Here is a 15,649-nt window from a genome sequence, read left to right as displayed (position 1 = left end):
TGCATCATTAGGATTTAACTGGGTTGTTCCAGCTATAATAGGAGCAGTATTAGGTGGATTAATAAAAAGCAAGAATAGAAATAGCGTATTAAGTAAGGTAGGTTAATAAAAATTATTAGGATATAGTAGTTAGATTAAATCTAATTATTATATCCTTTTTAATTTAGTAAAATCTACCTATTCTTAATAAAGAGCTCTTTATACTTAAGTGGAGTAGTGTCCATATTTTTCTTAAATATCTTTGAAAAGTAAGATGGAGAAGAAAATCCAACCGAATTGCTTATCTCAGATATAGAATAACTACTCTTTCTAAGTAAATCACAAGCTTGCTTTATTTTATAATTTATTATGTAATCTTGAGGACTAATCATCATATCTTTTTTAAAAATTTTAAAAAAATGACTTCTATCAATATTTAAGTAGTCTGATATGTCAGACACAGATATATTTTTAGTATAATTTTCTTTTATAAATTCTATTGACTTAGAAATATAAACCTTAGAAGGTGGAGAAGAGCTAGTAAATTCACTAGAATGATCATTCATCAATGCTGATAGAAATTGATACAAATATCCTAATCCTTCTAATAAACGATTAGAAGAACAACTCTCATAAATATTTCTAAAATAATCATCTATTTTATTATCTTTTGTATAATTAAACACATAATTATCTTCTGAGAGCCCACACCTACTTAACAACTCTTTAGCTTGTGTGCCATTTATTCCTACCCATCTATAAATCCAAGGATTACCTTCTAAAGGATAGTAGTTATTATCTGTGTTAGGAGGTATAAAAAACCCGTCTCCTTTTTTCAAATGATAGACTTCATCATTCATAAAGAAAAGTCCTTCTCCATCTAAAATATAATGAAGTAAATAATAATCTATTTGCTCGTATTGATAAGGATCACGAGGAGCGCAATGTTCAAAACCGCACTCATATATATATAGTTCACTGCTAGGTTTTAAATCTGTAGAAAATATGCCAAACTTATCCATGTAAATTACCCCCAATAACCTTTGTAATAAAGATTATAAGCAAATAAAATTATGAAGTCAAATAATATAAATGCAACAATAGTACAAATAGTTGCAACATGACTATATTGATTAACTTATTATAAAAGTATATTATATGAATATAAAGAAAACGTTTAACTTTATAAATGCAATATAAAATAAGGAATTTATTAAAGTTATATAACTAAAGTTATTTACTTTATGTTATGCAAAAAAATATATTGCTAGGGAATTATATGTAACAAAACTACAATAAAAAATGAGGAGATTAAAAATGAGCGAAAAAAGGGGAAGTCTTAGTTCGAGCGCATTGATGTTAATGACATTTACAGCAGTATTTTCATTTGGAAACATAATCGATAGTAGTGTAAATATTGGTCTAGCTACAGTACCATCATATTTATTTGGAACAATATTTTATTTCTTCCCATTTGCACTGATGATAGGGGAGTTTGCATCTGCAAATTCAAACTCAGAGTCTGGGATTAACAGTTGGATAAAAACTTCATTGGGAGCAAAATGGGCATTTTTAGGTTCGTGGTCTTATTTCTTTGTTAATTTATTTTTCTTTACGTCATTATTACCAAAAACATTAATATATGCATCGTATGCTTTTGTAGGACGTAATGTATTTGATGGGAAGACAGTTTTAATTTCAATAATATCAATAATATTATTCTGGGGTGTAACAATTATATCGACTAAAGGTGTTAGCTGGATATCTAAAATAACTAGTTTATCAGGGGCAGCAAGAATGGTATTAGGTATAGGATTTATAATTTTATCTTTTGGAGTAATATTTGCTTTAGGTAAAGAACCAGCTCAAGAATTTACAGCACAAACAATGTCACCAAAGTTTGACTGGAAATATTTTATGGTTTTAGCTTGGGTATTACAAGCAGTTGGTGGAGCTGAAAGTATTGGGGTTTACATAAAAGATGTTAAAGGTGGAAACAAGGCATTTATAAAAACAATGTTATTTTCAACGATATTAGTTGGAGCATTATATGCACTAGGAGCAGCAGCTGTTGGTATAGTTGTTCCAGAAGCTACTTTACAAGGGAACTTCTCAAATGGTTTATTTGATTCATTCTTAATATTAGGGTCTCATTATGGAATTGGAAATATAATCACAAATATAGTTGGATTCATAATGTTACTTGCAAGTTTAGGTTCTTTAGTATTATGGACTGCAGCACCAGTTAAGGTTCTGTTCTCTGAAATACCAGAGGGAATATTTGGAGGTAAGGTTGCTAAGACTGATTCTCAAGGAAATCCAGTTAATGCATTATATCTTCAAGCTATGATAGTAACAGTACTTTTAATAATACCAGCTTTAGGAATAGGTTCAGTAGATACACTATTAGAAATACTAATAAACATGACTGCATCAACTTCTTTAATACCAGTATTATTTTTCTTAGTGGGATATATAGTACTAAGAGCTAAAAAAGATACTCAAGTAGAAAGAAGTTTCAAGGTAGGATCGAGAGGTTTTGGGATAGGTATAGGAGTATTATTACTTGCACTATTTACATTCGTATTTATAATATCTTCAGTACCGTCACCAGCAGATATATCTGCATACTTAAATGGAACTTTAGCAGAAGGCTCAGCTAATCCGATATTTGTACTTGTATATAACGTATTAGGACTAGTTATATTTTTAGGATTTGCATTAATATGCTGGAAGAGATATGAGAAAAAAGTAGGTAAAGATGTAGCAAATGAAGTAGCTAATAGCCAAGAAACAAATATAAAAGCTAACTTAGTTACTGAATAATATATATTAATAATACTTTTAAGGAGAGATTGAATTATGAAACTATGGGAAAATATAGCTGTTGATGGAATAAATAGATTAGATGCGAGAACTCATTTCTTGAGTTTTCCATCTAGAGAATTAGCTTTGCTTGGGGAAAATAAATATACTCATAATTTTAAAAACTTAAATGGTAGCTGGAAATTCTTATTTTTAGATGCTCCAGAATACTCACCAGAGGATTTCTTCAAAGAAGAGTTTAATACAGAATCATGGGATAACATAGTAGTTCCTGGAAATTGGCAATTACAAGGTTATGGAAAGATGCACTACTCAGATCTATGGTACAACTTCCCAATAAATCCGCCATATGTTCCAACAGAAAATCCAACTGGAATATATAAGAGAAACTTTACTATAGATAATTCTTGGTTAGGTGAAAAAATAATACTTAAATTTAATGGTATTGATTCATCTTACAATGTATGGATAAATGGAGTAGAAGTAGGATACAGCAAAGGAGCAAGAATACAGGCTGAGTTTGACATAACTGATTTAGTTAGAGTGGGTCAAAATGAGGTTACAGTAAGAGTTTATCAATGGTCTGATGGTACATACTTAGAAGATCAAGATATGTGGTGGTTAAGTGGAATATTTAGAGATGTAGAATTATATACTGAACCAGTTTGTGGAGTAGAAGATATAACAATAGTTACTGATTTAGACGAAAACTACAAAGATGGAACTTTACATGTTGATTTAAAATTCAGAGCTAATGAATCACAAGAAGTTAAATTTGAATTATTAGATTCAAAGAAAAAGGTTGTATTTGAAGAATGCGCTACTGTAAATGATGGAGAATTAAAACTTGCTAAAGAAGTTAATAGTCCATTAAAGTGGAGTGCAGAAGAACCAAATCTATATACATTATTAATATCTGTATATAAAGATGGTGAACTAGTACAAGTAGTACCTCAAAGAGTTGGATTTAGAAAAATAGAGCTTAAAGGAGAAGTATTTACAGTTAACGGAGTTGCAATCAAGTTTAAAGGAGTAAACAGACATGATTACAATCCGAAAAACGGAAGAGTTGTTGCTAGAGAAGAAATGATAAAAGATATACTTCTAATGAAACAACATAATATAAATGCAATAAGAACTGCTCACTATCCAAACTCTCACTACATCTATGACTTATGTGATGAGTATGGTATGTATGTAATAGATGAAACAGATCTTGAGTGTCATGGATTTGAGCTTACAGGAGATTATAAGTGGATAAGTGATGACCCAGCGTGGGAAACTGCTTATGTAAATAGATTAGAAAGAATGATACAAAGAGATAAAAATCATCCATCAATATTAATGTGGTCATTAGGAAATGAATCGGCATTTGGATGCAACTTCAAGGCTATGGCAAAAAAATCTAAAGAAATGGATCCAACAAGACTAGTTCATTACGAAGGAGACTTCAATGTAGATGAATCTGAAGGGCCAGTATCTGAAGTATATAGTACTATGTACACTTGGCTAGAGCATGATAGCAAGTTATTAATGGATACGGTTATAAATGATATTAAGAAGCCTCATATATTATGTGAATACTGTCATGCTATGGGTAATGGACCAGGAAATTTAAGAGAGTATCAAGATTTATTCTATGCTTATGATAAATTACAAGGTGGATTTATATGGGAATGGTTTGATCACGGTATAGAAGCAAAGGGTGAAAATGAAGAAGTATACTACAAATATGGTGGAGACTTTGGAGATGATCCAAGTAATATCAACTTCTGTATAGATGGACTTATAATGCCAGATAGAAGTGTTTCACCAGGACTTTTAGAATATAAAAAGGTAATAGAACCAGCTGAAACTAGTGTTGTTGACTTAGATAAAGGTATAATAAAAGTAATAAACAGATATGATTTTAAGAACTTAAATACATTAGAGTTAGTTTATAATATAAAAGAAGATGAAAAGATAGTAGCAAGTGGAAGAGTTGCTATGCCTTCAATACCAGGAAGAGGAGAGGCAGAGATACAATTACCATATTCTCTAGACTTTACAACTACTCCAGGTGCTGACTACTATTTAAATATTTCTTATGTATTAAAAGAAGCTTGTGATTGGGCAGAGGCAGGACATGAATTAGCTACTGCACAATTTGAGTTACCAGTAGTTACTGAAAAAATAAAAGTAACTCCAAAAGTAAACTTAGAAGTAATAAAAGAACACTGTAAGTTAACTGCTAAAGGTGAAAATTTCAATGTAGTATTTGACTTAGTAAGAGGAAATATAGTAGAAATAACTAGAGATGACTATAAGTTAGTAGAAGAAGGTCCGAGGTTAAACTTCTGGAGAGCTCCTATAGACAATGATATGTATGTAGTAGAAGACTATAAGAAAAAGTATTTTATGCACTTAATGCATGAAGTAGTACAAAATATTTCGTATGAAGTAGCTGAAAATATGCTTACATTTAAGGTAGAAACAGTAAATGGAACTACAAACTCTGCATGGCACTACAAATCAACTTATGAATATAAGGTATTAGGTTCAGGAGATATATTAGTAAATGTATCTGGTATTCCATCAGGAAGAATAGATACTGCACCAGAAATGTTACCTAGAATAGGACTAACACTTAAAGTAAATAAAGATCTTGAGAATGTAAAGTATAAAGGTAGAGGTCCAGGAGAATCTTATGCAGATACTAAAGAAGCTAATTTATTTGGAGTATTTGAAAACAACATAGATGGATTATTTACTAACTATGTAAAACCTCAAGAAAACGGTAATAGAAGTGATTGCTCATGGGTTAGACTTAGTGATGATAGAGGTATGTCAATAATGGCAGTAGCTAATGATAAACTAGACTTTAGTGCATCTTATTATGAAGATACAGATTTAGAATATGCAAAGCATACTGTAGACTTAGTTAAGAGAGATTATATAGTATTTAATATAGACTACAAGCAAAATGGAGTTGGAACGAACTCTTGTGGACAATGGCAGTTAGATAAATACAGATGTAAGTTTGAAGAGTTTAATTTAGGATTTAAATTTAGCATTTACAATAATAAAGAAATATCTGATTTAGCCGTAGCTAGAGAAGAATTAGTTTTAGAAAATGTTAAAGAAGAAGAGTTAGTATTAGCATAGTAATATATTTTAAAAAGTCTGATTTGGTAGAAATTAATCTATCGAATCAGGCTTTTTGATTTTATTTTAGATTTATAGATAAAATCTATATACAACCAATCAGATATATATTTTTTGAATTTTAATTATATGTAAATTAATGGTAAAATAATCAAGGAAAACGAATATTGTAACAAGAAGGGGACTTAAGAGGGATTATGAAAAAAATTACAGCATTAATGTTAGCTTTATGCTTACTTGTTGGAACAGTAGGGTGTTCATCAACAGGAAATTCAGAATCAGGGGGAACTGATTCGGAAAACACAGAAAAATTTAAGGTAGGTATAGTAACACCTACACTGTCAGTTAGTGAAGATGAGTTTAGAGGAGCAACAAATATGGTAGATAAATACCCAGACAATGTTGTTCATGTAACTCTTCCAGAAAACTTTAATACAGAAATAGAAACTGCAATAAGCCAAATAGTAAGCTTAGCAGATGATGAAGATATGAAAGCTATAGTAGTAGTATCAGGTCAATCTGGACTTTTACCAGCACTTCAACAAGTAAAAGAAAAAAGATCAGATATTATAACTATGACTGCTCCAATATGGGATGATCCAGATATGATGAGCGAGTATATAGATGTTAATTTAGATGCAAACTGGGCAAAAAGAGGGGAAACTATAGTAAAGCTTGCAAAAAAAATGGGATCAAAGACTTTCATTCATTACTCTTTCCCAACGCATTTATCTAAAGAAAGTGTTGCAAAAAGAAGAGATATGATGAAGGAAACATGTGAAAAAGAGGGGATAGAGTTTGTTGAAGTAATAACTCCAGATCCTCAAACAGGTCAGGGGCCAGCGGCTATGCAACAATTCTTATCAGAAGATATTCCGAGACAAATAGAAAAGTATGGACCAGAAACTAACATATTTGGATCAAACTGTGGAATGTATGAGGTAATATTAAGTAAGGCGCTAGAATTAAAATATACAGTTGCAGAGCAATGTTGCCCAACTCCAACTCAAGCTTATCCTACAGTGATGAATTTAGAAATAGACGAAGAAGATTCTCAAAACTTTGATAAAATAAATGAAATGATAAGCGAAAAAGCTAAGGAAGCTGATATGTCAGGAAGACTAGGTGGATGGCCAATGCCTATGACAGTGTTCTTACCAGAGTTTGCTGTAGAACTTGCAATGGAGATGGTGAGCAAGGATTTAAATAAAGAGGATGTATGTACTTCTGAGTATTTACAAAAATTTGCTCAAGATAAATATGGTATAGCTGTAGAATTTGAAAAGTTAAAAGATGAAACAGATAACTACCAACTTATGATAATGGAACAAATAGTATACTAAGAAAAGTATATTAAATAATTAAGTAACCCCAGTCTATTTAGCTGGGGTTATTTTGAAATATATGGGGGAGATAGATATGATAAAGACAATAAACTTGAGCAAAAAGTTTTCTGGCATATATGCACTTAAAGATATAAATTTTCATCTTAGGAAAGGGGAGGTTCATGGCATAGTAGGAGCAAATGGTTCTGGAAAAAGTACTTTTTTAAATATTTTATTTCAAGATTTAAATATACATAAGACTGGTGGTTATGAAGGCGATATTATTTATGAGGGGACTAAGTTAAAAATAAATAATACAAGAGAAGCTATGGAACTGGGTATTGGTAAGGTATATCAAGAATTTGCGCTTATTAATAGTATGGATATAGCCTCTAATATAAAGATAAATAGTCCAAATATAATCAGTACTACTTCAGTTTTAGGGGATAATCTTTCTTACATAAATAAAAAAGAAAATGAAAAAGAAGCTCAAGATATAATATCAGAGTTTAGGTTAAATATAGATGCAAAGACTTATGTGGAAGGACTTATGGTAAATACTAAGCAATTTATAGAGATTGCTAGAGAAGTAAGTAATAAAAACTTAAAGGTACTATTATTAGATGAGCCAACAGCCTCTTTAAACAAAGAAGATGTTGATATTTTTATTAATATTATTGAGAAGCTAAAAAAGAATGGAGTATCCATAATATTTATATCTCATAGACTTGATGAAATAACGCATCTTTGTGATAGAGTAAGTGTATTTAGAGATGGTGAGATAGTAGCAAAATATTCAAAAGAAGAATTTGACGTGGAGCAAATAGCTATTGATATGATAGGTAAAAAAGTAAATAAAGCTTTAAATATACATAGAGATAATAAAAATACTAATCAAGAAGATATATTAAGATTTGATAACGTCGCTATATTAGATGGAAATCACAATATAAAAGATATTAACCTGTCTATAAAGAGAGGGGAGATACTTGGTATAACAAGTTTAGCTGGTCATGGACATACATCTTTATCCTACTCCATAATGGGGTTATTAGAAACTAATGGAGATATAATTTATAGAAATAAGAAATTAAATATAAAAAGACCAGATAAGACTATAGAACAAGGGATAGTTATGATCCCGGATGAGAGAAAAGAAAGGGGAATACTATTAGATAGTAGTGTTAGAGAAAATATTATATTTACATCTTGCTATAGTAAAAATAACTTTTTAAAAATTAAAAGACTTAAGGGGTTATCTTTATTGGACTTTGCGAAGATAAAGAATCAGGTAAATTATAGTATAAAAGAGTTTAACATAAAGTGTAGTTCACCTAAGCAAAAACTAAGAGAACTTAGTGGAGGCAATCAACAAAAGATTTGTATAGCAAGAGCGGTATTAACTTATCCAGATATTCTATTTATAAATGAGCCTACTAGAGGGATTGATATTTACTCAAAAGAGATAATCTTAGACTCGCTTCTTAAAATAAACAAAGCAAATGAAACAACAATAATATTAGCATCTAGTGAAATAGATGAACTAAAAAGGGTTTGTGATAGGATAATTGTAATGTACGAAGGTTCGATATTTGATATTTTATCTCCTTATGAAAGTAATGAAGTATTCAGTTTGGCAATTTCGGGTAAAAGGAGGAATTACAATGAGAAAAATTAAAGCACCTCAAATTATAGTCATGATATATCTAGCAATTATGCTAGTTTTTATAACTAAGCTAAATATATCTATGACTTCTATATTAAATGAATCATTGATTAAATTCGGTATGAATTCAGTACTAGTACTATCATTAATTCCTATGCTTAGATGCGGAGTTGGTATGAACTTTGGTATGTCTATTGGAGTCTGTGCAGGATTAGTTGGTATGTGTGTATCTTTAGAGTATAAAATGAGTGGAATAAGTGGGTTTGTAGTAGCAATAATAGTAGCAATAGTAGTAGGTTGTTTATTTGGATATTTATATTCGTTGATACTAAACAAGTTAAAAGGTAAAGAAGAAATAATAGGAATGTTTTGTGGTTATGGGTTTGTGTTTATAATGAATATATTTTGGAGTATAGCACCTTTCAAAAATAGACAGATGCTATACCCAATTGGAGGACAAGGGTTAAGACCCAAGATAGGTATTAACGAGGCTTATGGAAAAATACTAGATGATATGATGCAAATCAAAGTAGGTAATATAGTAATACCTATGGGATTATTATTGTTTGTAGCTATAATTTGTATATTAATTAAGATATATTTTAATACAAAAACAGGTTTTACTATGAAGGTAATTGCAGAGAATGAAAAATTTGCTTATTTGTCTGGGGTAAATATAAATAAATATAGAACTATAGCTATTATTTTTTCTACTGTAATTGCAGCAGTAGGTATTTGTGTATATAGTCAGAGTTATGGATTTGTTCAACTTTATGACTCACCATTAGGATTTTCGTTCCCAGCAGTGTCAGCAATTTTAATAGGTGGAGCTACTCGCAAGGAAACTAGTATATTAAATGCAGTGCTAGGGACTTATTTATTCCAAACTACATACTTACTATCTGTACCTATAGCCAATGCTCTTTTAATGCCAGAGCTTTCAGAAACTCTAAGAATGATAATAACTAATGGAATAATACTTTATGCATTTGTATGCGAAGGAGGAGAAATGGGACTATGGAAAAAGCAAAAAAGTTTATCGTAAAGAACTTTGTACCAATAACCTTCTTAGTATTATGCTTGTTAGGAATAATGTTATCAAACGTAAGTGTTAATTTTTTAGGTGCAGAGCTTTATAAAAGGGTAATGAGAAATACAATTATGATGTTAGCATTATTAGTACCAATTATGGCTGGTATGGGGATAAATTTCTCTATAGTTATAGGAGCGCTTTGCTCACAGTTTGCAACAGTTATAATAATTGATAGGAAGATTGAAGGTATTACTGGATTTATAGCTGTTATAATCATTAGTTTAATTATGGCATATATATGCGGAAATATAATAGGCTATATATTAAATAGATCAAAAGGAAGAGAAATGATAACTAGTTTAGTGATTGGATTACTTGGAACTAGTATTTATAATTTAATATTCATGGCAGGGTATGGAACTATAATAACTCCAAATAATGATAAAATAATGTTGTCTTCTGGAATTGGAGTTCAGAGTATGATTGATTTAAAACCTATGAAGGCTATTATACTAGAGTATCCACTTATACCTATAGTATTTATTATACTAGTAACTTTGATTATAAAGTATATTGTGGGAACTAAGTTAGGCTCTAAACTAAAAGCAGTAGGAAGTAATATGCAAAATGCATACTCACTTGGAATAGATGTAGATAAATCTAGAAAGCAAGCAATTATAATTTCTACAATGATAGCATCAGTAGGTCACTTGATGTTTATATTTGATATAGGTAGTCTAAATGTTTATACAGGACACTTAAATGTAGATGTATTTGCCTGTGCAGCTCTTTTAGCAGGTGGAGCAACTTTAAATAAGGCTAATCTGAAAAATGTATTTGTTGGTGTAGTATTGTTTCATACATTATTTATAGTATCTCCTTTGGCAGGAAAGGCTCTATTTGAAAATGCAGCTATAGGAGAGTATTTTAGAAGTTTTATTGCTTACTCAACAATAGTTTTTTCGTTAATGATAAACATACATAACGAAAAGAAAGAGAAAATTTACACTCAACAAGTCCATTTGCAATAGTAGATTATAATAAATATTAAGGTTAACTAGATTTTAATGAATATAGATTAAACGAAATAGAATAATATTTGAATAAAAAACAAAAGTTTTTAATAAAAATAGTAAGGAAATATTTTCCTCAAATAAAATTAAAGTAATAGTCACAAAAAAACAATTAGATGAATATAATTTCTATAAACTGCAATAATAAATTAAACTTGATTAAATATGAATATGATATATGTTAGTTGACGTATTTTAATTGATGGTTTATTATTACTATTAAGAATTTACAGAAAACAAAGACTGTGAAGGGAAGAGTAAGTATAGAAGGTAGCTATAGCGAGCTGGTGGTGGTGAAAGTCCAGTGTGAGATCTATATTGAAAAACATCCCAGAGTTACTAACCGAAATCCTAAGGAGAGTAGACTTAGTCGGAGCCAATCCGTTATCAAATTGGAAGTATATATACGTATACTAAGAGTTGAGTTTGAGTTAATCAAACTAATTTGGGTGGTACCGCGGAAGAATAGCCTTTCGTCCCTATTGTAGGGATGAAGGGCTTTTTTATATTTTAGGATAATATTTAAGTGAAAATTAATACAAAGAGGAGTGGTTTAAATGTGTTTAGTAATACCGAAACAATATGAAAGTAGTCTAGGGATAATAGAAACTCAACAAGCGATAAAAGATTTAAAGGACTTTTTTGAAAATAGATTAGGAGATATATTAAAACTTACTAGAGTATCATCACCTTTATTTGTACTACCAGAGACAGGAATGAATGATAACCTAAATGGTGTTGAGTCACCTGTAAGTTTTGAAATACCATATATGAGAAAAAATGCAGAAATAGTTCACTCTCTGGCTAAGTGGAAGAGAATGGCACTTAAGAAGTATGATTTCTCAGTAGGAAGAGGTATATACACAGATATGAATGCCATAAGGAAAGACGAAGAATTAGATAATATTCATTCAATATATGTAGATCAATGGGACTGGGAGCTTATATTAAATAAGGAAGATAGAACTATCGACACATTGAAAAAAACTGTAAAAGCTTTATATAAAGTGTTCAAAGAAACCGAAGAACATGTACATGAAATTTACCCAGAGATAAAATGTTTTTTACCGGAGGAAATAACTTTTATAACTTCTCAAGAATTGCTAGATAGATATCCAGGTTTAACTCCAAAAGAGAGAGAAGATGAGATAACTAGAGAAAAAGGTGCAGTATTTTTAATGCAAATAGGTAAAGACTTAAGTACTGGAGAAAAGCATGATGGAAGAAGCCCTGATTATGATGACTGGGAGTTAAATGGAGATATATTATTCTATAATCCAGTACTAGATAGCGCTATAGAATTATCTTCAATGGGAATAAGAGTAGATGAAGAAAGTTTAGAGAGACAATTAAAGTTAGCTCACTGTGAAGATAGAAAAGAGTTAGAATATCATAAAGCCTTATTAAATGGAGAGTTACCATACACTATAGGTGGAGGAATTGGTCAATCTAGAATATGTATGTACTTCTTAAATAAAGCTCATATAGGAGAGGTACAAGTAGGAATATGGCCTGAAGAAATGATAAATGAGTGTAAGACAGCTGGAGTACACTTATTATAAGAAATTAACTTCAAACATGTTTATCAAATCAATCATATGAGTTATAATATATGCTAACCACTTATAAATAAATATGATTAGGGGGATAAATATGAAGAATCTAATGAAGATAATAGATATACTTTTGGACTTACTTAAGAGAGTCTTGGTAAGATTTAAAGATGCTAAGTTTGGATTGCTTTTTATCATAAATATATTTAAAATACCTGATTTTATAACAGATAAAAGAGTAAATATACTTAGTAAGTTTAAGTTAATATTTTCTCTAGCTGTAGCTTTGATTTACACAATGTCTGGTATTGATTTTATACCAGAAATGATAACTGGAGTATTTGGATTTATAGATGATATATTTATAATACTGTGGAGTTTGGGTATTGTAAATGAAGAAATAGAAAAATATAAAAAGATGGTAAGAGAAAATGAAGACCCAAATATTATAGAAAATGTAAACTTTAAAATTAATGATGATAAAGAAGAGTAATGTAAAAATGCTCTTCTTTTTAATTTTTATGTCAATTAATTGAAAAATATGAAAAACAGGAAAAGCATTGCAAAAATAATGGAAATTTATTACACTTAGAGAGTGTTAAAAATCTGACACAAAAACTTACAGCAAAGGGAGAATATTTATGAAAAAGAAAATTGGATTAGTTCCAAAACTTATTATGGGTATCATAGCCGGTATATTAATCGGGAGTTTCGCACCAAAGCTTTTAGTAGAAGTTTTAGTAACAGCAAGTACTTTATTCTCAGCTTTCTTAAAATTCGTTATACCATTTATAATCATAGGATTTGTAACTGCAGGTATAGCTGATTTAGCTACAGGAGCTGGAAAATTATTAGGGGTAACAACAGGAATAGCTTACGGTTCTACAGTTGTAGCTGGACTTATTGCGTTTACAGTTGCATCAACAATATTCCCATCTTTTATAGATCCAAGTGTTGCAAATAGCATAGGAGATCCAGAAGCGGGGATGTTATCAGCAATATTTACAATACCATTAAGTCCAATGGTTGACGTAACAGCTGCAATCGTATTTGCATTTACAATGGGTCTTGGTATATCAGCATTAAGAAACAATGGAAAAGGGGAAACATTATTCAGCATATTCCAAGAATTCCAAGAAATAGTTACGAAAACGTTGTCAACAATAATAATACCTTTACTACCTGTTTACATAGCGGGAACATTTGCTAACATAACGTATGCGGGACAAGTATGGGAGATATTAAATGTATTTTGGAGAGTTTACTTAGTAGTAATACCTCTACACTTAATATTCATAGCAGTTCAATTTACAGCTGCAGGAGCAGTTACAGGTAAAAATCCACTTAAATTATTAAAGAACCAAATACCAGGTTACTTAACAGCTGTAGGTACTCAATCTTCAGCAGCTACTATACCAGTTAACGTTGAATGTGCTAAAAACAATGGTGTAAGTAAGCAAATAAGAGAATTCTGTGTACCTTTATGTGCGACTATTCACTTATCTGGAAGTATAATATCAGTTACATCTTTTGCTGTAGCAGTACTTATGATGAACGGTATGGATTATAGCATAGGAACTATATTACCATTCATATTAATGCTAGGAATAGCAATGGTAGCAGCACCAGGAGCACCTGGTGGAGCAATAATGAGTGCACTTCCATTCTTACCAATGGTAGGTATACCATCTGATGGTGGTCTTGCAAGTTTAATGATAGCTCTATACTTAACTCAAGATAGTTTCGGTACAGCTGCAAACGTATCTGGTGACAATGCAATAGCTTTAGTTGTAGATCATTTAAACAAAAAATGGAGTAAAAAAGAAAATAAAAAAGCAGCTTAGGTTTAAGTTGATTTAAATATAATAATCCTATGAAATCTTAGAAAATAATTCTAAGTTTCATAGGATTTTTTATGTATTACTATAATATTTCTTTTAAGTGCTTAAGCAGTAGCCTATTTTCTGATGGTTTTAAAATACATACTCTAAAGAAATATTCATCAAGTCCATCAAAAGAAGCACAATCCCTGATAATAATTTTATTAGGGATTAGATTTTCACGAAGTTCTTTAGCTGTTATTTTTTTAGATTTTATTTCGCAAAGTATGAAGTTTCCATTACTTTGATATACTTTAACACCATTTAATGTACTAAGCTCATTGATTAAAAAATCTCTTTCAGATAGAATAACATCTACACTGTGAGAGATGAAGCTTTTATCACTAAACATGATTTCTCCCATAGAAGCTGCGATAGTATTTATATTCCATAAGTCTAAATTAGAATTTATACTTTCCCTAATATCTTCATTTCCAATAAGACCATATCCAAGCCTAATACCTGGCGTAGAGAAAAACTTAGAAGTTCCTCTAATCACGAATAAGTTTTTATGGCTATCGACTAAATTAGTAGAAGAATAAATATCCGTATCTGTAAACTCTATATAGGTTTCATCTATCATTACAAAACCTGTAGTGTTTTTTAAGATATCTTCTATTTGAGTCTTAGAAAAGGTAAATCCAGTTGGATTACTAGGATTACAAATAATTATTAAGTCATAGTTATCTTTATTTATTGTAGATATAAGTTCATTAGGCTCTATTATAAAATCATCTTCACTTCGTGCAAAATACTTAGTAATGCTACAATTTATTTTTTTTAGTTCTTTTTCATACTCAGAATAAGCAGGAGAAAGAAGTAATGTTTTTGAGGGATTTATAGTTTTGATAAATGATGAAATAAGCTCAGTAGCACCACTTCCAAGTACTATATTTTCTGCCAAACACTTACAATAGTTAGATATAGACTTCTTTAAATTTATGTAATCTGGGTCTGGATACATAGACACCATGTCAATATTGTTTATAACGTATTCCTTTGCAAGGTTAGAAGTTCCAAAAGGGTTTATATTAGAGCTAAAGTCCATAAATTCATCTTTTGAAAATCCATATTTGCTAGATAACCCGTATAAATTAGCTCCATGATTAATACTCATAAAAGCACCTCCGAAAAATTAAAGTATAATTATCATACATACAAGTAAATTAT

Annotated in this window: 11 protein-coding genes and 1 other annotated feature; of the genes, 9 read left to right on the top strand and 2 right to left on the bottom strand. The window is 30.3% G+C overall.

The window, feature by feature from the left end; genetic code table 11:
• Positions 1–173 precede the first annotated feature (173 nt).
• Entirely contained in the window at positions 174–1,001 is an 828-nt protein-coding gene (locus CHL78_RS05245; RefSeq protein WP_094366232.1) for an AraC family transcriptional regulator, read from the bottom strand.
• A 295-nt stretch (positions 1,002–1,296) separates the two neighbouring features.
• On the opposite strand from CHL78_RS05245, the gene CHL78_RS05240 reads away from it, so the two are divergent.
• From CHL78_RS05240 to CHL78_RS05200, 9 genes are all read left to right on the top strand, one after another.
• Entirely contained in the window at positions 1,297–2,805 is a 1,509-nt protein-coding gene (locus CHL78_RS05240; protein ID WP_094366234.1) for an amino acid permease, read from the top strand.
• Positions 2,806–2,841: 36 nt separating this feature from the next.
• Positions 2,842–5,949 (top strand): beta-galactosidase subunit alpha, encoded by a 3,108-nt coding sequence (gene ebgA, locus CHL78_RS05235; protein WP_094366236.1) that lies wholly within the window; start codon positions 2,842–2,844, stop codon positions 5,947–5,949.
• 197 nt (positions 5,950–6,146) lie between these two features.
• Entirely contained in the window at positions 6,147–7,292 is a 1,146-nt protein-coding gene (locus CHL78_RS05230) for a DUF3798 domain-containing protein (protein ID WP_094366238.1), read from the top strand.
• A 76-nt stretch (positions 7,293–7,368) separates the two neighbouring features.
• A complete protein-coding gene (locus CHL78_RS05225; protein ID WP_158540634.1) occupies positions 7,369–8,952 on the top strand; it encodes a sugar ABC transporter ATP-binding protein in 1,584 nt (527 codons plus the stop codon).
• On the top strand, positions 8,939–9,985 hold the full coding sequence (locus CHL78_RS05220) for an ABC transporter permease subunit (protein ID WP_094366242.1): 1,047 nt from the start codon (positions 8,939–8,941) through the stop codon (positions 9,983–9,985). Before CHL78_RS05225 ends, CHL78_RS05220 begins: the two co-directional genes overlap by 14 nt.
• Positions 9,958–11,004: an ABC transporter permease subunit gene (locus tag CHL78_RS05215; RefSeq protein ID WP_158540633.1), complete on the top strand. Its 1,047-nt coding sequence runs from the start codon at positions 9,958–9,960 to the stop codon at positions 11,002–11,004. Before CHL78_RS05220 ends, CHL78_RS05215 begins: the two co-directional genes overlap by 28 nt.
• Before the next feature lie 278 nt (positions 11,005–11,282).
• Positions 11,283–11,530: a binding site (T-box leader), on the top strand.
• A gap of 73 nt (positions 11,531–11,603) precedes the next feature.
• On the top strand, positions 11,604–12,608 hold the full coding sequence (gene asnA, locus CHL78_RS05210) for an aspartate--ammonia ligase (RefSeq protein ID WP_094366245.1): 1,005 nt from the start codon (positions 11,604–11,606) through the stop codon (positions 12,606–12,608).
• Positions 12,609–12,699: 91 nt separating this feature from the next.
• Positions 12,700–13,092 carry a YkvA family protein gene (locus tag CHL78_RS05205; RefSeq protein WP_094366247.1) on the top strand — a complete coding sequence of 131 codons (393 nt, stop codon included), beginning with the start codon at positions 12,700–12,702 and terminating at the stop codon, positions 13,090–13,092.
• Between the two features lie 148 nt (positions 13,093–13,240).
• A complete protein-coding gene (locus tag CHL78_RS05200) occupies positions 13,241–14,443 on the top strand; it encodes a dicarboxylate/amino acid:cation symporter (protein ID WP_094366249.1) in 1,203 nt (400 codons plus the stop codon).
• A 79-nt stretch (positions 14,444–14,522) separates the two neighbouring features.
• Here CHL78_RS05200 and CHL78_RS05195 read toward each other — a convergent pair whose 3' ends face one another.
• Entirely contained in the window at positions 14,523–15,596 is a 1,074-nt protein-coding gene (locus CHL78_RS05195; protein WP_094366251.1) for a pyridoxal phosphate-dependent aminotransferase, read from the bottom strand.
• Positions 15,597–15,649 lie beyond the last annotated feature (53 nt).

The organism is Romboutsia weinsteinii, from assembly GCF_002250835.2.
Lineage (GTDB): Bacteria > Bacillota > Clostridia > Peptostreptococcales > Peptostreptococcaceae > Romboutsia_A > Romboutsia_A weinsteinii.
The sequence above is the reverse complement of the archived record's forward strand: the minus strand, read 5'-3'. Positions and strand labels throughout refer to the sequence as shown.

What these genes read in the sequence shown, in the direction of transcription:
- CHL78_RS05205 (WP_094366247.1), top strand. Translation starts at nt 12,700, where the DNA reads ATGAAGAATCTAATGAAGATAATAGATATACTTTTGGACTTACTTAAG.
- CHL78_RS05195 (WP_094366251.1), bottom strand. Translation starts at nt 15,596, where the DNA reads ATGAGTATTAATCATGGAGCTAATTTATACGGGTTATCTAGCAAATAT.
- CHL78_RS05220 (WP_094366242.1), top strand. Translation starts at nt 8,939, where the DNA reads ATGAGAAAAATTAAAGCACCTCAAATTATAGTCATGATATATCTAGCA.
- CHL78_RS05215 (WP_158540633.1), top strand. Translation starts at nt 9,958, where the DNA reads ATGGAAAAAGCAAAAAAGTTTATCGTAAAGAACTTTGTACCAATAACC.
- CHL78_RS05240 (WP_094366234.1), top strand. Translation starts at nt 1,297, where the DNA reads ATGAGCGAAAAAAGGGGAAGTCTTAGTTCGAGCGCATTGATGTTAATG.
- ebgA (WP_094366236.1), top strand. Translation starts at nt 2,842, where the DNA reads ATGAAACTATGGGAAAATATAGCTGTTGATGGAATAAATAGATTAGAT.
- CHL78_RS05245 (WP_094366232.1), bottom strand. Translation starts at nt 1,001, where the DNA reads ATGGATAAGTTTGGCATATTTTCTACAGATTTAAAACCTAGCAGTGAA.
- asnA (WP_094366245.1), top strand. Translation starts at nt 11,604, where the DNA reads ATGTGTTTAGTAATACCGAAACAATATGAAAGTAGTCTAGGGATAATA.
- CHL78_RS05230 (WP_094366238.1), top strand. Translation starts at nt 6,147, where the DNA reads ATGAAAAAAATTACAGCATTAATGTTAGCTTTATGCTTACTTGTTGGA.
- CHL78_RS05200 (WP_094366249.1), top strand. Translation starts at nt 13,241, where the DNA reads ATGAAAAAGAAAATTGGATTAGTTCCAAAACTTATTATGGGTATCATA.
- CHL78_RS05225 (WP_158540634.1), top strand. Translation starts at nt 7,369, where the DNA reads ATGATAAAGACAATAAACTTGAGCAAAAAGTTTTCTGGCATATATGCA.